Annotated in this window: 19 protein-coding genes and 1 tRNA gene; 2 read left to right on the forward strand and 18 right to left on the reverse strand. The window is 71.4% G+C overall.

Going from position 1 to position 20,353, the window contains the following annotated elements:
- Nucleotides 1-116: 116 nt before the first annotated feature.
- The 7 genes from FK219_RS03325 to FK219_RS03355 form a co-directional block, all read right to left on the reverse strand.
- Nucleotides 117-192, reverse strand: a tRNA-Asn gene (locus tag FK219_RS03325).
- 54 nt (nucleotides 193-246) lie between these two features.
- Nucleotides 247-1,236, reverse strand: a complete 990-nt coding sequence (locus tag FK219_RS03330) for an NAD(P)-dependent oxidoreductase (protein WP_152583017.1) — start codon at nucleotides 1,234-1,236, stop codon at nucleotides 247-249.
- Nucleotides 1,233-2,102, reverse strand: a complete 870-nt coding sequence (locus FK219_RS03335; RefSeq protein WP_328821586.1) for an ATP-binding cassette domain-containing protein — start codon at nucleotides 2,100-2,102, stop codon at nucleotides 1,233-1,235. The genes FK219_RS03330 and FK219_RS03335 overlap by 4 nt, the downstream gene beginning before the upstream one ends.
- Before the next feature lie 54 nt (nucleotides 2,103-2,156).
- The gene (gene dnaG, locus FK219_RS03340; protein WP_152583018.1) at nucleotides 2,157-4,073 is read right to left on the reverse strand and encodes a DNA primase; all 1,917 of its coding nucleotides are present in this window, start codon (nucleotides 4,071-4,073) and stop codon (nucleotides 2,157-2,159) included.
- A 33-nt stretch (nucleotides 4,074-4,106) separates the two neighbouring features.
- On the reverse strand, nucleotides 4,107-5,381 hold the full coding sequence (locus FK219_RS03345; protein ID WP_407941879.1) for a deoxyguanosinetriphosphate triphosphohydrolase: 1,275 nt from the start codon (nucleotides 5,379-5,381) through the stop codon (nucleotides 4,107-4,109).
- Between the two features lie 24 nt (nucleotides 5,382-5,405).
- Nucleotides 5,406-6,572, reverse strand: coding sequence for a tRNA dihydrouridine synthase DusB (gene dusB / locus FK219_RS03350; protein ID WP_407941880.1), 1,167 nt, complete (start codon nucleotides 6,570-6,572; stop codon nucleotides 5,406-5,408).
- A gap of 47 nt (nucleotides 6,573-6,619) precedes the next feature.
- A complete protein-coding gene (locus FK219_RS03355) occupies nucleotides 6,620-7,672 on the reverse strand; it encodes a Gfo/Idh/MocA family protein (RefSeq protein WP_152583021.1) in 1,053 nt (350 codons plus the stop codon).
- A gap of 30 nt (nucleotides 7,673-7,702) precedes the next feature.
- Here FK219_RS03355 and FK219_RS03360 point away from each other — a divergent pair, with 30 nt between their 5' ends.
- Nucleotides 7,703-8,191 (forward strand): aminoacyl-tRNA deacylase, encoded by a 489-nt coding sequence (locus FK219_RS03360; RefSeq protein ID WP_152583022.1) that lies wholly within the window; start codon nucleotides 7,703-7,705, stop codon nucleotides 8,189-8,191.
- A gap of 45 nt (nucleotides 8,192-8,236) precedes the next feature.
- On the opposite strand, the gene FK219_RS03365 is transcribed toward FK219_RS03360, so the two are convergent.
- The 11 genes from FK219_RS03365 to FK219_RS03415 form a co-directional block, all read right to left on the reverse strand.
- Nucleotides 8,237-8,377: a hypothetical protein gene (locus FK219_RS03365; RefSeq protein ID WP_165638032.1), complete on the reverse strand. Its 141-nt coding sequence runs from the start codon at nucleotides 8,375-8,377 to the stop codon at nucleotides 8,237-8,239.
- Nucleotides 8,374-9,045: a DsbA family oxidoreductase gene (locus FK219_RS03370; RefSeq protein WP_152583023.1), complete on the reverse strand. Its 672-nt coding sequence runs from the start codon at nucleotides 9,043-9,045 to the stop codon at nucleotides 8,374-8,376. Before FK219_RS03370 ends, FK219_RS03365 begins: the two co-directional genes overlap by 4 nt.
- Nucleotides 9,046-9,111: 66 nt before the next feature.
- Complete coding sequence (locus tag FK219_RS03375; protein ID WP_152583024.1) at nucleotides 9,112-10,083, reverse strand: glycyl-tRNA synthetase; 972 nt, start codon at nucleotides 10,081-10,083, stop codon at nucleotides 9,112-9,114.
- Between the two features lie 282 nt (nucleotides 10,084-10,365).
- Complete coding sequence (locus tag FK219_RS03380) at nucleotides 10,366-11,751, reverse strand: glycine--tRNA ligase (protein ID WP_152583025.1); 1,386 nt, start codon at nucleotides 11,749-11,751, stop codon at nucleotides 10,366-10,368.
- A 65-nt stretch (nucleotides 11,752-11,816) separates the two neighbouring features.
- A complete protein-coding gene (locus FK219_RS03385) occupies nucleotides 11,817-12,614 on the reverse strand; it encodes an isoprenyl transferase (RefSeq protein WP_152583026.1) in 798 nt (265 codons plus the stop codon).
- Nucleotides 12,611-13,465 carry a DNA repair protein RecO gene (recO, locus tag FK219_RS03390; protein ID WP_152583027.1) on the reverse strand — a complete coding sequence of 285 codons (855 nt, stop codon included), beginning with the start codon at nucleotides 13,463-13,465 and terminating at the stop codon, nucleotides 12,611-12,613. The genes FK219_RS03385 and recO overlap by 4 nt, the downstream gene beginning before the upstream one ends.
- An 80-nt stretch (nucleotides 13,466-13,545) precedes the next feature.
- Entirely contained in the window at nucleotides 13,546-14,751 is a 1,206-nt protein-coding gene (locus tag FK219_RS03395; protein ID WP_152583028.1) for a cysteine desulfurase family protein, read from the reverse strand.
- Nucleotides 14,748-15,674, reverse strand: coding sequence for a carboxylating nicotinate-nucleotide diphosphorylase (gene nadC / locus FK219_RS03400; RefSeq protein ID WP_152583029.1), 927 nt, complete (start codon nucleotides 15,672-15,674; stop codon nucleotides 14,748-14,750). The genes FK219_RS03395 and nadC overlap by 4 nt, the downstream gene beginning before the upstream one ends.
- Nucleotides 15,671-17,344, reverse strand: coding sequence for an L-aspartate oxidase (gene nadB / locus FK219_RS03405; RefSeq protein WP_152583030.1), 1,674 nt, complete (start codon nucleotides 17,342-17,344; stop codon nucleotides 15,671-15,673). Before nadB ends, nadC begins: the two co-directional genes overlap by 4 nt.
- Nucleotides 17,345-17,352: 8 nt before the next feature.
- Nucleotides 17,353-18,630, reverse strand: coding sequence for a quinolinate synthase NadA (nadA, locus tag FK219_RS03410; protein WP_152583031.1), 1,278 nt, complete (start codon nucleotides 18,628-18,630; stop codon nucleotides 17,353-17,355).
- Entirely contained in the window at nucleotides 18,627-19,337 is a 711-nt protein-coding gene (locus FK219_RS03415) for an NUDIX hydrolase (RefSeq protein WP_152583032.1), read from the reverse strand. The genes nadA and FK219_RS03415 overlap by 4 nt, the downstream gene beginning before the upstream one ends.
- Nucleotides 19,338-19,507: 170 nt before the next feature.
- On the opposite strand from FK219_RS03415, the gene FK219_RS03420 reads away from it, so the two are divergent.
- Nucleotides 19,508-20,338 (forward strand): trimeric intracellular cation channel family protein, encoded by an 831-nt coding sequence (locus FK219_RS03420; RefSeq protein ID WP_152583033.1) that lies wholly within the window; start codon nucleotides 19,508-19,510, stop codon nucleotides 20,336-20,338.
- The last annotated feature ends 15 nt before the right edge of the window (nucleotides 20,339-20,353 follow it).

Genomic DNA, 20,353 nt, shown 5'->3' on the forward strand with positions numbered 1-20,353 from the left:
TGACGCTGAATCCGCCTCGACGACGCGGCTGATGCCACGCTATCGCGGCGGACTCCGCTCCCGCACCCCGCCCGCGGTCCGGCGAAGGACCATGAGCGAGCACGAGAGGGAAAGGGTGGCTCCCCGAGTTGGACTCGAACCAACAACCTGCCGGTTAACAGCCGGCTGCTCTGCCAATTGAGCTATCGAGGATCGTGTGGAACAGCGAGAACTACGGTATCAGACCGCACCGCTGCCGCTGCACGCTCAGTAGCCCGCCTCCGGGTCCACGAGACCCACGAATCGCCCGTCGCCGAGGAAGCCGCGCACGTTCTCGGTGATGCGCTGAGCGAGGAGCGGCGCCGTCATCTCCGAGGTGTCGGCCGAGTGCGAGGTGATGAGGCAGCGCGGCTCGCGCCACAGCGGGTGGTCGGCCGGCAGCGGCTCCGGCTCGGTGACGTCGAGGCCCGCACCGACGAGCCTCCCCTGCGCGAGGGCCTCGCCGAGCGCCGCCGTGTCGACGAGCGCCCCGCGCGCGATGTTGACGAGTGCGGCCCCCTCGGGCAGCAGCGCGAGCTCGCGCGCACCGATCAGGTGACGGCTCGCCGACGTGGCTGCCGCGGCGAGGATGAGCACCTCGGCGCGCGGGAGGACGTCGTGCAGGGCATCCACCGCGACCGTCTCGTGCGCTCCCTCGAGAGGCAGCGCCGTGCGCCGCACGACCGTGACCGTCACGCGATAGGGCTCGAGCAGGCGCAGGATCTCTCGCGCGATGCCCCCGGCTCCGACGAGGACGACGTGCCGCCCGTACAGAGACGTGCCCGTGCGCGCCTCGGCCCACCGAGCGTGCCGCGCCTTAGGTGCGAGCTCGCGCAGCACCGCCTGGGCGAGCGTCACGGCGTGCTCGGCGACGGGCTCGGAGTATGCCCCCTTCGCGCTCGTGAAGACCGGACCCCGACCGCCGGAGAGACTCGCGAACAGGTCGGCGAACGCGTCCACTCCCGCCCACGGCAGCTGCACCCACCCGATGGCCGGATGCGCCTCCAGCACCTCGGCGAGCTCGTTCGCGCGCTTCTCGCTCAACCACACGAGCCCGCGCGTGCGGGCGTCCAGCTCAGCCACCTCGCCGCCGCCGGCCACGACAGCCTCCACGAACGCGGGCGGAGCGGAGGGCAGCACGGCGATCTGCCCGGGCTCGGGGCGCGGGCTCGGGGTCGTGCCGCTGCCGGAGAGCGGGTCGCGGTGCTGCTGCCTCATGCCTGCGCCCCTCGCCCGTGCTCTCGCGAGAGCTCGGCGAGCCGCCGCACGTAGGGGTGCGTGCCCTGCTCGAGCACCGTGTCGATCGGCCCCATGCCCACGAGTTCGCCGCGGTGCAAGACGGCCAGGCGCGTCGACAAGCGCCGCACCTCGCCGATCTCGCTGCTCACGACGAACGCCGCGAAGCCGCGATGCCGCTGCACTTCGGCGAGATGCCCGAGGATCGTCGCGCGCACCGTCGCGTCGACGCCCGCGGTCGCATCATCGGCGACGAGCAGCTCCGGGTCGAGCACGAGGGCGCGTGCGATCGCGACGCGCTGACGCTGCCCGCGGCTGAGCTCGTGCGGGTACCTGGGAATCGTCGCGAGCGTCAGATGCATGGCATCGATCGCCTCGGCGACGATGCCGCCGGCGACCTTCCGGTCGAGGTCGTCGTCGCGCTCGAAGAGCGGCAGGGAGACGTTCTCGCCCACCGTCAGGTGCGGGTCGAGCACCGCACCCGCGTCCTGCGGCACGTAGCCGACGCGCAGGGCGAGCTCGGCGTCGTCCTTGCGCCTCAGGCGCCGCACGTCGATGCCGAGCACCTCGAGCGACCCTCCCGCGATGACGGGCCCGCGCTCGATCGTGCGCGAGGTGAGCCCGGCGATCGCCCGGGCGAGCGAGCTCTTGCCGCTACCCGACTCCCCGATCATCGCGAGGGTCTCCCCCGGCGCGATCTGCAGGCTCACCCCCGCGACGGCCTCGACACCGCGATGGATGCCGCCCGGGTAGCGCAGGCTCAGGTCGTCGGCGATGACGGCCGGACTCTCCACCGCCTCGGCGCGCGGAGCGCCCTCGACGATCGTCGCGGTGGACTCCTCGAGCACGGCGTCTCCCCTCACAGGCCGGTGGACCTCCAGACTAGCGAGAGCGCACGACCGTCAGTCGCCGCGCACTCGCCGGCGCTCGGTCTCGATATCCACCATCTGCTGCTGCAGGGCGCGGTAGCGGTCAGGATCCTGCGCGGAATCCATGCGCTGCAGGGCGCCGAGCAGCTCGGTCTTGCGCCGCAGCAGGTCGCGCTCGATGAGCGACACCGTGACGCCGCGGCAGTAGGTCGCCACGTGCCCGTCGCGGATCGGCAGAGGTGCGATCGCGAGCTGGGTCACGAGCGGACCGAACGCGGTCGGAGCCTCGTCGGATACCTTCCGCACCCAGTCGGGGGTGCCGTAGTGCTCGAGAGCCACGAGCAGGGCATCCCGCACCGTGGCGAGAGCGGGCTGACTGAACGTCGTCTGCAGAGCCGTGCGCGCCGTCTCGATCGGCACCTCGCCCGGGTGCTGCAGGAGTGCCATGAGGAGCTCTTGCTCGAGTCGCGTCACCGGGTCGGTCGGCAGTTGGGCGATGCCGATCGTCGGCGCCTCCGACTCGCCGCGGGCGGCCGCGGCGTCGCCCGCCGCGATGCCGCCGGGGCCCTCCCCGCCGCTCGAGCGCACCGGCGCCGACTCGCGGGGCGTGCGAGCCGCCTGCTGACGGGCGGCGTGCACCGCGCGCCCCACCTCGCGCGGCTCGATGCCGATCCACCCCGCCACGGAGCGCTCGTAGCCGATCGAGAGCGCCTGATCGCGGATGTCGGCCACGATCGGGGCGGCCGCCCGCAGCGCCGAGACACGACCCTCTACCGTCTCGAGGTCGAAGCGGTCGAGCTGGCGACGCACCATGAACTCGTACATGGGCTTGCGGGACGACACGAGGTGCCGCACCGCGTCGTCGCCGCGCTCCAGGCGCAGATCGCACGGGTCGAGACCCTCGGGGGCGACGGCGACGTAGGTCTGCGCCGCGAACCGCTGCTCCTCGATGAAGGCCCGGCTCGCGGCCTTCTGCCCCGCCTCGTCGGGATCGAAGGTAAAGACGACCTCGCCGAGCTGCGTCGTGTCGGCGTTCGCCGTATCGCCCATGATGCGACGGATGACCTTGATGTGGTCGCCGCCGAAGGCCGTGCCGCACGTCGCGACGGCCGTCGTGACGCCGGCGAGGTGGCACGCCATGACGTCGGTGTAGCCCTCGACGACGACGACGCGCTTCTCGCGCGCGATCTCCCGCTTCGCGAGATCGAGCCCGTAGAGCACCTGCGACTTGTGGTAGACGGGAGTCTCGGGAGTGTTGAGGTACTTGGGGCCCTGATCGGTCTCCAGCAGCTTGCGCGCCCCGAAGCCGAGCGTCTGCCCCGTCGTGTCCTTGATCGGCCACACCAGGCGCCCGCGGAACCGGTCGTAGGTGTTGCGCTCCCCCTGCCCGAGCAGTCCGCTCGCGAGCAGCTCCTCCTGCGTGAAGCCGCGCCCGCGCAGGTGCGTGCCGAGAGCGTCGAAGCTCGCGGGCGCGAAGCCCACCGAGAAGCGCTCCGCCGCCGCCGGGTCGAAGCCGCGGGAGCCGAGGAAGGAGCGCGCCGGTTCGGCGTCGGGGGTGCTCAGCTGCTCGCGGAAGAACTCCTCCGCGGCGGCGTTCGCGGCGAGGATGCGGCTGCGGTTGCCCTGGTCGGAGACTTGCCCGCCTTCCTCGTAGTGCAGGGCGTAGCCGAGTCGCCCTGCGAGCCGTTCGACCGCTTCGGCGAAGGTCACGTGGTCCATCTTCTGGAGGAAGGTGAAGACGTCGCCGCCTTCCCCGCAGCCGAAGCAGTGGTAGAAGCCCACCTGAGGTCGCACGTGGAAGCTCGGGCTGCGCTCGTCGTGGAAGGGGCACAGACCCTTCATCGAGCCGACGCCCGCGCTCATGAGCGTCACGTAGTCGCCGACGATGTCGGCCAGATTCGTGCGCGACCGAACCTCGTCGATGTCGCTGCGTCGAATCAGGCCTGCCACAGGGGCGATCCTAGTTGGCGCAGCCTCGGCGAGTCAGACGAGGCCGCGCCCCTCTACCCAGCGCTCGTGCCAGGTCGTCGCCGACTGGTCGGTGAGGGAGGCGATCTGATCGACCACGACGCGGCGTCGAGCCGTGTCGTCGGCCGCCTCCTCGAAGTCCGCGCGGAAGACGCGTCGCAGCGCCTGCGGGCCCGCCGCCCAGACCGCATCAGCGAGGTCCGTGAGCAGCCGACGCTGGTGCGCGTACAGCGGCTGCCGCTCGTCGTGGGCCATGACGAGCGTGCCGACGACGCCCTTGAGCACGCCGATCTCGGCCCGTGTCTCCACGGGCACGACGACCGCCGCCGAGTAACGAGCCAGTGAGGACTGCGGATGCGCGGCGCGAGTGGCGTGCACGGCCTCGTGCGCGAAGCGCCCGATGAGGCGGCTCGTGAGGTTCTTGAGCCGCGCGAGGTTCGCGCGCGTGCCGGACCACTCCGTGACCCACGTCTCGATGCGCTGCAGCCTCTCGAAGGCGGCCCGCACCTCGTCCTCGGTGAGCTCATCGCCCATCCAGCGCAGCACGCCGCGCACGAGATCCTCGTGGTGGTCGCGGCTCGCGAGAATGCCCGCGTCGACGACGCCGCCCACGATCGCATCCTCGAAGTCGTGCACCGAGTAGGCGATGTCATCGCTCAGGTCCATGACCTGAGCCTCGATGCTGGGGACGCGGTCGGGCGCGCCCTCGCGCATCCACTCGAAGGCGGCCACATCGTCGGCGTACACGCCGAATTTGCGGCGCCCGCCCGGGTCGTCGACGCCCAGGGCGAGCGGCCACGGATACTTGCACGCAGCGTCGAGGCTCGCGCGCGTCAGGTTGAGGCCGTAGCTCACGCCGTCGGGCCCCATGACCTTCGGCTCGAGCTTGCTGAGCAGCCGCAGTGTCTGGGCATTGCCCTCGAAGCCGCCGATGTCGGCCGCCCAGGCGTTGAGGGCGCCCTCGCCGTTGTGCCCGAACGGCGGGTGCCCGAGGTCGTGGGAGAGGCACGCCGTGTCGACGACGTCCGGGTCGAGACCGAGCGCGACCGCGAGCTCTCGGCCCACTTGAGCCACCTCGAGCGAGTGCGTCAGGCGGTTGCGGGCGAAGTCCACGCCCGCCGTCGGGCTCAGCACCTGCGTCTTCGCCGACAGGCGGCGCAGGGCGCTCGAGTGCAGCACGCGAGCGCGATCCCGCGCGAAGTGTCCGCGATTCGTCGTGTGCTGCTCGGGGTAACGCCGTGCGGCGTCGTGCGGGGAGTACCGAGAATCGGGGCTGGTCACACCGTCCACGCTACCGAGAGAGTGGAGCACGCGTCAGCCACCGCTGTGGTGCAGCTCGGCGGCGGAGATCGCTGCCCGGTGGGCGTCGGTCAGCTCGCGGTCGGCGAGCCAGTTCTCGGGCAGCGCAGGCCTCTTCGGGGAGCCCGCACGGCCGCGCGGCCCCTCAGCCTCTGTGCCCGGGTAGGGAATGTCACGGTCGAGCTCGCCCAGCAGGTCGTCCATGTGCTGCAGACTCTCGACGGCCGCCAGGCGTGCGCGCAGCTCACCGCCCACGGGGTACCCCTTGAAGTACCAGGCGACGTGCTTGCGGATGTCCCGGCACGCCTTCACCTCGTCGTCGAAGAACTCGACGAGCAGCTCGGCGTGGCGGCGGAACGCGTCAGCGACCTCGCCCAGGTTCGGCTGGATGCGCAGCTCCTCGCCGCGGAAACCTGCCGCGAGGTCGCCGAACAACCACGGCCGGCCCAGACACCCGCGCCCGACCACGATGCCGTCGCAGCCCGACTGCTCGACCATGCGCAAGGCATCCTCGGCGGACCAGATGTCGCCGTTGCCCAGGACCGGCACGGAGCTGATCGTCTCCTTGAGCTTCCCGATCGCATCCCAGTCGGCGTTGCCGCTGTAGAAGTCGGCGGCCGTGCGCGCGTGCAGAGCGACCGCGGCGACACCCGCACCCTCGGCGGCCTTCGCCGCCTCCAGGTAGGTGAGGTGGTCGGCGTCGATGCCCTTGCGCATCTTCACCGTCACCGGGATCGGGCCGGCCGCCCGCACGGTCGCCTCGACGATCGAGCGGAACAGCTCGAGCTTCCACGGCAGCGCGGCACCCCCGCCCTTGCGCGTGACCTTCGGCACGGGGCATCCGAAATTCATGTCGATGTGGTCGGTGAGCCCCTCGCCCACGAGGAACCGCGTCGCCTCCGCCGCCGTCGCCGGGTCGACGCTGTAGAGCTGGATGCTGCGCGGGGTCTCCGACTCGTGGTGCGTGATGAGGCGCATGCTCTCGGGCGTGCGCTCGACGAGCGCCCGACTCGTGATCATCTCGCTCACGTACAGCCCGGCCCCGTACTCGCGGCACAGGCGGCGGAACGCCGTGTTCGTGATGCCGGCCATCGGCGCGAGCACGACCGGCACGCTCAGCGGGATCGGGCCGATGCTGAGCGGTGCCGTCGTCGGCGCGAGTGCGGCCGTGGCAGTAGACATGACGACCATTCTCCCAGGTTCGGCTGGCCGCACGCTCTGCCGCGGACCTACCCCCGGTTAACGGCGTGCGACTGCTCGATGATGCGCACCGTCTCGAGAGCGCTGCGCGGGTCGACGGGCACCGGGGCGCCGTCGCGGATGCTCGCCGCGACCTGCGCGTAGAAGTCGGGGTAGCCGCCCGCCTCGGTGGGCACGGGCACGAGCGGCTGCTCGCCGTTGTCGACCCCGAGCAGGCCCCATTGGGCCGCGGGAGTCTCGCCATATCCATCGCTGCCCGGCCAGCGCCCGACCTTGAGGGCGGGCTCCTGCCCGTCGAGGCCGTACACGCTGTACCCGCTCTCATCGCCGAGAACGCGGAACCGCGGGCCGCTCTGCGCCGCGACGCGGCTCATCGTGAGGTGGCTGCGCACGCCGCTCTCGTGCCGCAGCGACAGGAACGCATCGTCCTCGCTGCCGAGCCCCTCCCGCACCGCACGCAGCTCGGCGACCTCGAGAGTCGCCGGGCCGAACAGTGTGAGCGCCTGGTCGACGAGGTGGCTGCCCAGATCGAACAGGATGCCGCCGCCCTGCGCCGGCGTGATCTGCCCCTGCCACTGGTCGCGCTTGGGCGCGCCGAAGCGCTCGAACGTCGACTCGAAGCGGTGCACCGTGCCGAGCGCACCGCGCTCCAGCAGGCGCGCGACCGTCAGGAAGTCGCCGTCCCACCGTCGGTTCTGAAACACCGTGAGTGGCCGTTGCGCAGCCTCAGCCGCGGCGATGATCGCCTCGGCGTCGGCGACACTCGGCACGAACGGCTTGTCGATGACGACCGCGGCTCCGCCCTCGAGCGCGGTGATCGCCTGCTCGCGGTGCACGTGCGGCGGGGAGGCCAGCACCACGAGATCGAGGTCGCCGGCCGATGCGAGCGCGAGCAGGGCATCCGTCGACATGATCTGCGCACCCGGGTGAGCCGCGGCCGCCTGCGCGGACCTCTCCTCGCTGCTCGTCGCGATCGCCGAGATCGTGAACGCGGGATTCGTCGCGAGGAAAGGGGCGTGGAAGACTCGACCCGCGAGTCCGAAGCCGATGATGCCGGTTCTGATCGGTGCGCCGTTGCTCATGGACTCAGCCTAGAGCGCGGAAGGAGCGCCATGACCGATACAGCAGCCGGCCGCGACAGGGTCGCCGCTGACGCCGCCGCGCGCGGACTCGACGTCGAGTTCGTCGAGAGGATGCGCGCCCGCTCGCTCGAGGAGGCCGCCGAGCAGCTCGGCATTGCCCCGTCGTCGATCGTCAAGACGCTCGTCGTGGCACGCAGCGACGGCAGTTTCCTCTTCGCGCTCGTGCCCGGCGACCGGCAGCTCGCCTGGCCCAAGCTGCGAGCCCTCGTCGGGGTCAACAAGCTGCGGCTGCCCGACGCGGCGGAGGCGCTCGCGGCCACCGGATTCGAGCGCGGCACCATCACGCCGCTCGGCTCGACGACCGCGTGGCCCGTCTATGCCGACACGCGCATGCAAGGTCGGCGGGTGTCGCTCGGTGCGGGCTCGCACGGGGCGTCGCTCTTCGTCGCGGCGGATGAGTTGCTCGCCTCGCTGTCGGCGACCGTCGCCGACATCACCGAGCCGCTGCCGGCTCGGTAGCCCTCCCGCGCCGCCCGTGAAGGAGCCACCTTTTCACCGGGGTCGCTACTCCTGAGGTTCGGAGGGTTCGGGCACGGCGACGCTCGACGGCACGAGGCAGGAGTCGCCTTCGCAGGCGGCGAGCTCGGCGCCCGGAGCCGTGGAGGTCAGGAGGGTGAGGGGCTGCGGCCGGGCATCCTCGTTCATGCTGGCGCCTCGGCGCGCTCAGCCGCCGCCTGCTTCAGGGCGGCGACGAAATGGGCGGTCTCCTGCGCTCCAGAGATGCCGTATCGGTCATCGATCACGAAGAAGGGCACACCCTGGATGCCGTACGCCACCGCCTGCGCCATGTCGGCCTTCACGTCGGTCAGGTAGGTGTGCTCGGTGAGTGCGGCCTGCGCCTCGTCGTGGTCGAGCCCCACCTCGGCGGCGAGGTCGGCGAGGTCATCGGCCCGGCCGATGTGACGACCCTCGGTGAAGTAGGCGCGCAGCAGGCGCTCCTTGAGCTCGAGCTGCTTGCCGTGGGCCTTCGCGAAGTGCAGCAGCTCGTGCGCGAGCACCGTGTTGGTCTGGTGGATGTCGTCGTAGCGGTAGTCGAGCCCCACCGACTCGGCGATGCCCGAGACGCGGTCGATCATCGCGCGGGCCTGCTCGGGGGCGATGCCCTTGCGCTGGCTGAGGTAGTCGACGGGTGTTCCCTCGAAGTCGACGGGGGTGTCGGGGGCGAGCTCGAAGGAGCGGTACACCACCTCGACCTGCGGGGCCGCGGGGTCGGCCGCGAGCTCGGCCAGCGCGGCCTCGAACTTGCGCTTGCCGATGTAGCACCAGGGGCACTGCACGTCCGACCAGATTTGCACACTCAGCGGCTTGCTCATGCTGGAGTCAACGCGGCGCGTGTGCGGGTATTCCCTCACCCGGGGCGCCGAGCGTCGCGCCTCGGGTCATCTCCACAATTCAGGACTGCCGCGCTCGCGAACGGGCGCCCAGGCGGGCCTGCGGCGTGTCGCGGGGCGGCTCACCGACGCGACTCCTGAATTGTGGAGAGGAACGAGGATGCCCCGCTCGGCCAGAGCTGCCTCCACAGCGGACTGCACGAGGGGCCAGCGCATATAGACCTGCCGCGCGCTCGGCCGGAGGGCGTGCAGGCCGTGCTCTGAGATCGAGAGATCCCGCTCCCGGTCCTGCTCGAAGCGATCGCGGTGGAACTCCTCTCCGTCAACCTCCAGAGCCACTGAACCCTCGATGAGGAGGTCGATGCGCTCGAGACCCGGGCGCCAAGGAGCCTGCAGAGTGACCTGCCAACCAGTAGCAGAGCAGCGCGTGCGCGCCAGGCTCTCCGGCAGCGAGTCGCATCGGCGCTCTGACGCATCGAGCAACCAGCCGAGGTCGCTCAGCCGACCCTGGAGCTGCGCGAGCTCGAGCACATCGAGTTGCCCACGGCGGCGCGCCCAGTCGAGCGCCGCGATCGACTGCTCGACCGACGCCGTGCGGCACACAAGCTCGAGCGCCTCCACCAGCGGCACCACTCCCGTGGAGGAACCCCGATCGTGGGATGCCGCGACCCAATGCACGACGACGCCGTCGGGCCGGGCATCCGCCCACCGGATGTCACGCCGCCGTTGACTGCGCAATCGCGCCGCATTGGTTGGCACGGCCACGTGAAGAGGATGCGTACCGAGCACCCAGCCGCCGAGCGCCTCGATGGCGCTCAGACCGGTGAGGCGCCCGCCCACGCGCATTGCTCGAAACCTGGGGTCGTCCTCCCGCCAGCTCGAGTACCAGCCACGTCGAGGCCGATGGAGCCCCCCGCGCTTCAGCGCTGTGCGCAGATCATGATCGGTCGCACCCAGTTCGACCAATCGACGCCGGTCGAGTGCGCCGCCGTGCGCGACGACGAGAGCTCGGGCATCCATGGGGGCAGGATGCCCGCCCCCGCAGCCCGTGACCGTCCCTCCGCGCGATGTCGGAGTGTCACGCCACCCACGCTCGCTGGGGAGGACTCGTCAGACACCACGCGCCTCCACAACTCAGGAGTTCGCGTCGCCGCCCGCGCGCGACACGCCGACAATGGCCTCAGGATGCCCTGTCTCACGCCGCGACTCCTGAATTGTGGAGATCGAGCTCGCGTGGGCGTGCTCGGCGGCGCACGGCGCTCGGTACGGGCGGCCGCGCGGACTCGCGCAGCCGGGGCGCGGCTACGCGCCGAGCAGCTCGGCGGCGAGGTACCCCTCGAGCTTGGCGAGCGGGATGCGCTCCTGCTGCATGGTGTCGCGCTCGCGCACGGTCACGGCCTGGTCGTCGAGAGTGTCGAAGTCGACGGTGATCGCGAACGGCGTGCCGATCTCGTCTTGTCGGCGGTAGCGCCGACCGATCGCGCCGGCGTCGTCGAAGTCGACGTTCCAGTGCTGGCGCAGCGTGTCGGCGAGCTCGCGCGCGACGGGCGACAACTTCTCGTTGCGCGACAGCGGCAGCACCGCCGCCTTGACGGGGGCCAGCCTGCGGTCGAGGCGCAACACGGTGCGCACGTCGACGCCGCCCTTCGTGTTGGGCGCCTCGTCCTCGGCGTAGGCGTCCACGAGGAACGCCATGAGCGAGCGCGTAAGGCCGGCGGCGGGCTCGATGACGTACGGGGTCCAGCGCTCGTTCTTGCCCTGGTCGAAATACGACAGGTCGACTCCGGACGCCGCGGCGTGGGTCGAGAGGTCGAAGTCGGTGCGGTTGGCGACGCCCTCGAGCTCGCCGAACTCCGACCCGGAGAACCCGAAGCGGTACTCGATGTCGACGGTGCGCTTGGAGTAGTGCGAGAGCTTCTCGGCCGGGTGCTCGTACAACCGCAGGTTCTCGGGGTTGATGCCGAGATCGGTGTACCACGCCATGCGCGCGTCGATCCAGTACTGGTGCCACTCCTCGTCGCTGCCCGGCTCGACGAAGAACTCCATCTCCATCTGCTCGAACTCGCGCGTGCGGAAAATGAAGTTACCAGGCGTGATCTCGTTGCGGAACGACTTGCCGATCTGGCCGATGCCGAACGGCGGCTTGACGCGCGCGGCGTTGAGCACGTTGACGAAGTTCACGAAGATGCCCTGCGCGGTCTCGGGGCGCAGGTAGTGCAGGCCCGACTCCTCCTCGACGGGGCCGAGGTAGGTCTTGAGCAGGCCCGAGAACTCCTTCGGCTCGGTCCACTGACCGCGCGTGCCGCAGTTGACGCACACGACCTCGGCGAGCCCGCCCTCGGGCGCGCGGCCCTTCTTCTCCTCGAACTCCTCCTCGAGGTGGTCGGCGCGGTACCGCTTGTGGCAGTTCAGGCACTCGACGAGCGGGTCGCTGAAGACGTCGACGTGGCCGGAGGCCTCCCACACCCTGCGCGGCAGGATGACGCTCGAGTCGAGCCCGACGACGTCGTCGCGGCGCGTCACCATCGAGCGCCACCACTGGCGCTTGATGTTCTCCTTGAGCTCGACGCCGAGGGGCCCGTAGTCCCAGGCAGATCGGGAACCGCCGTAGATCTCCCCCGCCTGAAACACGAATCCGCGTCGCTTGGCGAGCGCGATGACCGCATCGAGTCGACTGGTGGATGCCACGAACACTCCTTGATCCGCCGAGCTGGGTGCACGGCACGATGGCCCAGTCTAGTGACGCCCGCCAGCTACTGGCCGGCGGGTGCGTCGACCGCGCCACCGAAGCGGCGGTCGCGCGAGGCGTAGTCGGCGATCGCATCCCACAGGTGGCGGCGCCGGAAGTCGGGCCACAGCGTGTCGAGGAACACCATCTCGGCGTAGGCGCTCTGCCACGGCAGGAAGTTGCTCGTGCGCTGCTCGCCGCTCGAGCGCACGAAGAGGTCCACGTCAGGCTGGTCGGGCTCGTAAAGGTGGCGGGAAATCGTGCGCTCGGTGATGCGACTCGGCGTGAGCCGCCCGGCGGCGACCTCCTCGCCGATCGCGCGCACAGCATCCACGATCTCGACGCGGCCGCCGTAGTTGACGCACATCGTCAGGGTGAGGCCCGTGTTGCCGGCCGTGCGCCGCTGTGCCTCCTCGAGCTCGCTGATGACGCTGCGCCACAGGCGGGGGCGACGGCCGGCCCAGCGGATGCGCACGTTCCAGGCGTCGAGCTGGTCGCGGCGGCGTCGCAGTACCTCGCGGTTGAAGCCCATGAGAAAGCGCACCTCGTCGGGGCTGCGGTTCCAGTTCTCCGTGCTGAACGCGTAGACGCTGAGGTGCTTGACGCCGATCTGCACGGCGCCCGCGACGACGTCGAGCAGGCTCGCCTCGCCCGCGCGGTGGCCCTCGACGCGCGTGAGGCCCTGGCGGTTGGCCCAGCGGCCGTTGCCGTCCATGACGATGGCGACGTGCTGCGGCACGGCTTCCCTCCGCAATTCAGGAGGTGCCTCGCCCGTCCAGTCGAGAGGGCGCAGCGGTTCGGTGGGTCGGGATGCTCTGCTCACGCATACTCCTGAGTTGTGGAGGTGCCCGGCGCAGGGCGCGGGGGCTCGGCCGGCCCGGGTCGGTCGTGGGCGGAGGCGGCGGCCGCGCCAGCGGGCGCCACGTGCAGCGCGGGCTCGACGTGCAGAGTGCGGTCGACGTGGGGCAGCGAGCGCAGCCCGCGCTCGAGGTGGAACTGCGTGTAGGCGGCGATGAGCCCGCTCGCTTGCGCGCGGGTGCGCTCGTCGGCCGCATCCGCGGTCGGCCAGTCGCCGGTCAGGAGTGCGCCGAGCAGCTCGAGGGTGGCCGGGCTCACGCGCGGGGCGCCGGGAGGCGCCACGCCATCCGCCACCATGCCGCCCAGTTGCACGACGAAGGCGCTGTGCGGGCCCGGTGCGCCGGTGACCGCGCAGTCGGCGAAGCTCGGCGCCCAGCCCGCGATCGACAGGGCGCGCAGCAGGTAGGAGTCGAGCGTGAGGCTCGCGTGGTGCTCGCCGCGCGAGAGAGAGCGCAGGGCTCCCACGAGGAGGAGGTACTGCTGGGGGCCGCCGCCGTCGTCGCCGGTGACCTTGTCGGCCGTCTCGACCATCGCGCTCGCGGCCGTGTAGCGGGCGTAGTCGGCGCTGATCTCGTCGCCGTACGAGCCGAGGCTCACCGCCTGCTGGATGATGTCGAGGCTGCGGCCACGGTACAGCTGCAGGTCGGCGACCATGAACGGCTCGAGGCGGCTGCCGAAGCGGCTGGCCGTGCGGCGCACGCCCTTCGCGACCGCGCGGATCTTGCCGTGCTGCCGGCCGAGCATCGTGATGATGCGGTCGGCTTCGCCCAGCTTGTGGGTGCGCAGCACGACGGCTTCATCTCGGTAGGTCGGCACCGCCCCAGTATCGCGCGTGCGCCTGCGCGGTGGCCGCTCCCCCGCGCGCGCCTCCACAATTCAGGAGATCGCGCTGCTCGTCAGCGTTCGCCGCGCAGAGTCGCCGCTGATTCCGCGAGAGTGCGCACGGCGGCGTCGAGCGACTCCTGAGTTGTGGAGGCGCCCCAGGTGAAGCGGATCGCCGTGCGCGCCATGTCGGGGTCGTAGCCCATCGCGAGCAGCACGGGCGAGGGGTCGTCGCGCCCGGCGGCGCACGCCGAGCCGCTCGAGGCGAGGATGCCGCGGTCGTCGAGCGCCTGCAGCAGCGGCTCGCCGCCGAGCCCCGGCACGACGAACGACGCATGTGCGGGCAGCCGCTCGACCGCGTTGCCCGTGAGCTGGGCGCCGGGCACCGCCTCGACGACGGCGGCGATGAACGCGTCGCGTCGCTGCGCTTCCGCACTCCACCGGTCGGGATGCGCCTCGCGCTCCTCCCCCGCGAGCTGCAGCGCGACGGCGAGCCCCACGGCCCCCGCCACGTTCTCGGTGCCGCTGCGACGCTCGCCCTCCTGCCCACCGCCGTGGATGATCGGCTCGAGCCGCGCGCGAGTGTGCAGGATGAGCGCGCCCACGCCCTTGGGCCCGCCGAGCTTGTGGGCCGAGATGCTCACGGCGTCGGCCGTCGACAGACCAGCATCGGCGAGGGCTCCCGTCGACAGCTCAGGACCCTCTGCCGGGTCGAGCGACATCCACCCAGCGGTCTGCACGGCGTCGACGTGGAAGAGCGCGCCCCGCGCATGAGCCTCCTCGCCCAGCGCACGCACGGGTTGCACCGTACCGACCTCGTTGTTGGCGTGCTGCACGCTCACGAGGGCGGTGTGGTCTCGGAGGGCGGCGCGCAGGAGCGCGGCATCCGTTCGTCCTGCATTGTCGACGGGCAGGCGCGTGACCTCGACGTCGTGCCATCGCTCCAGGTAGTCGGCCGCGGCGAGCACCGCCTCGTGCTCGACGGCGCTCACGATGACGTGCCGACCTCGGCCGCTCGCGATCGCGCCCAGGGTCAAGCCGATCACGGCGAGGTTGTCGGCCTCGGTGCCGCCGCCGGTGAGCACGACCTGCGGCGGGCGCACGCCCGTGCTGCGGGCCATGAGCGCGCGCGCTCGGGCGAGACCCTCGGCCGCGCTGCGCCCGAGCGAGTGCGTGCTCGACGGGTTGCCGTAGTCGCCGGTGAGGTACGGCCACATCGCCTCGAGCACCTCGCGGCGCACGGCGCCCGTCGCGGCCTGGTCGAGGTCGATGAGGCTCACGGCGTCCCGGCAGTGTCGGTGGCGGTGCCAGTGGAGGTGGCGCTGTCGATGGCGATGTCGAGGCCCAGGTCGAGCGCCGGCGCGCTGTGCGTAAGCGCACCGACCGAGATGACGTCGACGCCCGTCTCGGCGATCGCGCGCACGGTCTCGAGCGTCACCCCGCCGCTCGCCTCGACGATCGCGCGGCCGGCGATGAGCGCAACACCGTCGCGGAGGTCGGCGAAGCTGAAGTTGTCGAGCATGATCGTGTCCGGCTCGGCGGCGAGAACGGCGGGCAGCTGGTCGAGGCGGTCGACCTCGACCTCGAGGTGCATGGTGTGCGGGATGCGAGCGCGCACCGTGCGGATGGCCTCCGTCAGGTCGAGCCCCTGCGCGGCGAGGACGGCGAGATGGTTGTCCTTGAGCATGACCGCGTCCGAGAGCGAGAAGCGATGATTGCGGGCGCCGCCGGCGCGCACCGCGGCCTTCTCGAGCGTCCGCAGGCCCGGCGTGGTCTTGCGGGTGTCGACGATGCGCGCGCCTGTGCCGGCGACCGCATCGACGTAGCGGCGCGTGAGCGTGGCGACGCCGCTGAGGCGCTGGGCGAGGTTGAGCGCGAGTCGCTCACCGAGAAGGATGCCCCGGGCCGAGCCGCGCACCGTCGCGACGAGCGCGCCGGGCTCGAGCGCGGCGCCGTCGTCGCGGTGCCGCACGACCTCGATGCTCGCGTCGGCATGCCGGAAGGCGAGCTCGAGCGCGAGGCCGCCCGCGAACACACCGTCGACGCGGCTCACCACGCTCGCGGTCGCCCGTGCGTCGGCCGGGATGGCAGCCTCGCTCGACACGTCGCCCCAGGGGGCGTCCTCGGCCAGGGCCGCCTCGACGACAGCCTGCACGGCGGCGCGCGACGGGTCGACCGCCGCTTCGGAGTCTCTCGTGCTCATGCGTGCACCTCCGAGGGCTCGGTCGTGGCCATCGGCTCCGTCGATCTCCACAATTCAGGAGATTGGGTCGCGGGCCGCACGACGACACGCCGCACGCGCTGCGCCGAGTCGAGCTGTGGATAGTCGGTGCGGGCGTGCGCGCCGCGCGATTCGGTGCGAGCGAGTGCAGCAGCGCAGGTGAGGCGCGCGAGCGGCAGCAGGCTTCGCGCCTCCTCGTCGGCGGGCCGCGCATCCGCGAGTTCCTGCGCCAGGGCGGCCAAGGAGGCGCCCTCGCGCTCCAGACCGAGAGACTGCCACGCGCGATCTCGGATGTCCGAGGACGACCACGAGCGCCCTCCGTTCTGCAGGGCGTCGGGTGCGTTCGCGAGCTCGAGCGGCACGGGAGTCGCCGTCAGGTCGCTCGGCGCAGACTCCTGAATTGTGGAGGTGAGTGGCTCGCGCGCGGACTCCTGAGTTGTGGAGGTCGCGGGCGCGAGGGCGAGCGGGTCGTGCGGCCGGGAGACCGCGTCGCCCGCGCGCCACCCGACGACGACGGCTTCGAGGAGCGAGTTGGAGGCGAGGCGGTTGGCCCCGTGCACTCCCGTCGACGAGGTTTCGCCCACAGCGAACAGGCCGGGAAGCGTCGTGCGGCCATCCATGTCGGTGAGCACGCCGCCCATGGCGTAGTGCGCCGCGGGCGTCACCGGTACGGGCGACTGCGTCCAGTCCACCCCGGTCGCGCGCACGAGGGCGTCGATCGTCGGGAACCGCGAGTGCAGCACGGAGGCGCCGAGCATCGTGGCATCGAGCAGCACCGGCCGACCATCCTGCAGTCGCATCTGCCGGGCGATCGCGCGGGCCACGATGTCCCGCGGCGCGAGCTCGCCGCGAGGGTCAACGTCGAGCATGAAGCGACGCCCGGAAGCGTCGAGCAGCGTCGCGCCCTCGCCGCGCACCGCCTCCGACACGAGCCCTCCCCCCGCGAGCACCGTGGGGTGGAACTGCACGAACTCGAGATCCGCGAGCGCCGCACCGGCCTCGTAGGCGAGCACGACGCCGTCGCCCGTCGACACCGGCGGGTTCGTCGTGTGCCGGTAGAGGCGACCACTGCCGCCGGTCGCGAGCACGACGGCGTCGGCCGCTACCTCCTCCGTGACCCCGTGCGCCTCCACGACCGCGCCCGTCACAACACCGTCGCGCACCGTGAGTGACACGGCCCGGGAGAACTCCCGCGCTCGGATGCGCTCGGTCCGCACAGCAGCGGCGAGAGCGGCCTCGATGAGGCGACCGGTCGCATCCCCACCGGCGTGCAGGATGCGCGCCACCGAGTGCGCCGCCTCCAGCCCGCGCGCCCAGTCGCGCACGGGATCGAGCGGCGGCACGGCTCCGTCAGCCGCATCGAAGGCGACACCGAGCGCCACGAGGTCGAGGATGCGCGCGGGCCCCTCCTCCGTCAGCACGCGAACGGCCGAGGGGTCGCACAGCCCCGCGCCGGCGTCGAGCGTGTCGCGCGCGTGCAGCGCAGGGCTATCGTCGCCGAACACGGCGGCGGCGATGCCGCCCTGCGCCCACGACGTCGAACCCGCGGTCAGGACGTCTTTTGTGACGATCGTCACATCGTGGTGCCGCGCGGCCCGGATCGCGGTGATGAGCCCGGCCATGCCGCTGCCGATGACAAGAATGTGCGCCATGACGTGACCTAGTCGCGCGGCTTCGCCGCGAGCATCCGCTCGAGGGCCACGCGGGCGTCGTCCTGAATGGTGGAGGCGACCGCGATCTCGTTGACGACACGACCGGCGACGAGCTCTTCGAGCACCCAGGCGAGGTACCCGGGGTGGATGCGGTACATCGTCGAGCACGGGCAGATGACCGGGTCGAGGCAGAAGATCGTGTGCTGCGGGTACTCGGCCGCGAGGCGGTTGACCATGTTGATCTCGGTGCCGATCGCGAAGGTCGTGGGCTCCGTCGCGTCGGCGACGGCGCGGCGAATGTAGTCGGTCGAGCCGGATTCATCAGCCGCGTCCACGACGGGCATGGGGCATTCGGGATGCACGATCACACGCACCCCCGGGTGCGACTCGCGCGCCGCGGCCACCTGGTCGACCGTGAAGCGCTTGTGCACGCTGCAGAAGCCGTGCCACAGGATGACGCGGGCGTCCATCAGCTCGTCGCGCGTCGAGCCGCCGAGCGGCTTGCGCGGGTTCCACATGGGCATCTGCTCGAGCGGCACGCCCATCGCCTTGGCCGTGTTGCGCCCGAGGTGCTGGTCGGGGAAGAACAGCACGCGCTGCCCGCGCTCGAAGGCCCACTCGAGCACCGTTGCGGCGTTCGACGACGTGCAGACGATGCCGCCGTGCTTGCCGCAGAACGCCTTGAGCGCGGCCGACGAGTTCATGTAGGTCACGGGGATGACCGGCACGCGGCCGGACTCGTCGGGCTCCGTGCCGTAGACGCTGACGAGCTCCTCCCACGCCGCCTCCACCGAGTCCTCGTCGGCCATGTCGGCCATCGAGCAGCCCGCCGCGAGGTTCGGCAGAATCACGCGCTGGTCGGGTCGCGCCAGAATGTCGGCCGTCTCGGCCATGAAGTGCACGCCGCAGAACACGATGTACTCGGCGTCGGGCTTCGTGAGGGCTGCGTTGGCGAGCTGGAACGAGTCGCCGAGGAAGTCGGCGTGCTGCACGACCTCATCGCGCTGGTAGAAGTGCCCGAGGATGACGAGACGGTCGCCCAGAGCATCCTTGGCCTCGCGGATGCGCCGGTGGAGGTCCTCAGGCGACGCGTCCTGGTAGGCGGCCGGCAGCGCTCCCTGCCGCGGCGACCCCGTCGGGATCACATCGAACATCGACGAGCCGGGGCCGTAGCCGGGGGTCTCGTCGAACTCCCACGGGCCTTTCGCGAGGTCGGGCGTGCACGTCTCTCCCGGCGCCTCGCCGTTGGTGATCGCGCGGATGGTGGTGTCGAGCGTCGTGGTCATGACGACCTCCTGAGGGTGAGAGGCCCGACATCGACGAGCTCGATGTCGGAGTTGTAGCGGTACAGCCGCGGGGGGCGGTGCCGACCCCCCGTGACGACCTGGTCGGTGGGGACGATCGCGCCCGACGACTCCATCTGTCGGCGAAAGTTCGCGGGGTCGAGCGGCCTCTGCAGCACGGCCTCGTGCACGCTGCGCAGCTCAGCGAGCGTGAACATGGGGCCGAGGAAGGCGTGGGCGATGCGCGAATACTCCATCTTCGTGCGCAGGCGCCACAGGGCGTAGTCGACGATGAGGTTGTGGTCGAAGGCGAGCTCGGGCAGGTCGTCGGCGGCGAACCACCGCACGTTCTCCCCCAGGCTGACCTTCTCGGCCTCGTCGGGCCGCACGAGCGCCCAGTACACGATCGAGACCATGCGCCGGTCGGGCGAACGGTCGACGTCGCCGAAGGCGTACAGCTGCTCGAGGTAGGTGGGCTCGAGCTGCGTGGTCTCGGCGAGAGTGCGCCGCGCCGCGGCTTCGAGGCTCTCGTCGACGACGACGGATCCGCCGGGCAGCGCCCACCGACCCAGGTGCGGTTCGCGGATGCGCCGCACGAGCGGCAGCCACACTCCGGGCGCGGGGCTCTCGTCGCCGCCCTGATCGTCGGGGCGGAGCGCGAAGATGACGGTCGACACCGCGAGGGCGATGTCGGATGCGGTGGCGGACATCCTGATTCCCCTCTCGTTCGCGGCCCGTGATCCTACATAGGGTCACTGTGACTAGAACAGAGTCTACCAGTTCAGGTCAGAGACACACGAACACGCGTGAGCCCTTCCCGGCACGTGGTCAGCATGCTCGCGGGCGGTCCGCAGTCATCGCAGAGCGACAGAATGGTCACGTGGACGACCTCTTCGTGATCCCGCTGTGGGCCGACCTGCTCGCCGTCGGCATCGGCGCACTGCAGGGGGCGCTGTTCGCGGCGCAGTTCCGCGACCGGAGGCTCGACTGGCTCGGGGTCGCCATCATCGGCATCGTCGTCGGCTTCGGCGGCGGTCTGCTGCGCGACCTGCTGCTCAACGTTCCGCTCGCGACCCTGCAGACCAACTGGTACGTTCTCGTCGCCACCGGCGCCGCGCTCCTCGGCATGCTGCTCGAGCGCGTGCTCTCACGGGTCAACCCGCTCATCACCGTGCTCGACGCGCTCACGATCGGCCTCTTCGGCGCCATCGGCACGACCAAGGCGCTCGCTCTCGGGCTGCCCGAGGTCGCCGCCATCTTCGTCGGAGTTCTCGCGGCGGTCGGCGGCTCGATTCTGCGCGACCTGCTGCTGAACCTGCCCATCGCGCTCATGCACGTCGGCTCGCTCTACGCGGTCGCCGCCGCGGCCGGTTCGGGCACCATCGCCGTCCTGCTGGCGTTCGACGTCGACGTCTTCGTGGCGGGCGCGGTCGGCGTCGCGATCACCTTCGGGGTGCGCATGGCGTCGGTGCTGTTCGGCTGGAGCCTGCCCGAGCAGCGCGCGATCACGCGCCTGCCCAGGCTGCCCTCCATCCCCCGGCGCGGAAGGCGCGACGACGACCCCGCTCCGGACGACGGCAGCCGCACGGTCACGACATCCACCGGCGTGATCCACCTGCACCCGACGACCTCGTCGATCCCGGTCGTCGGCTCCGCGGCCCGCGTGCGGCGTCGCTCCCCCATCCCCGGGGCGAGCCGGCCGCACGGGTAGCCGCTCGACTGCGAC

This window comes from Microcella pacifica (assembly GCF_009371975.2).
GTDB classification, from domain to species: Bacteria; Actinomycetota; Actinomycetes; order Actinomycetales; family Microbacteriaceae; genus Microcella; species Microcella pacifica.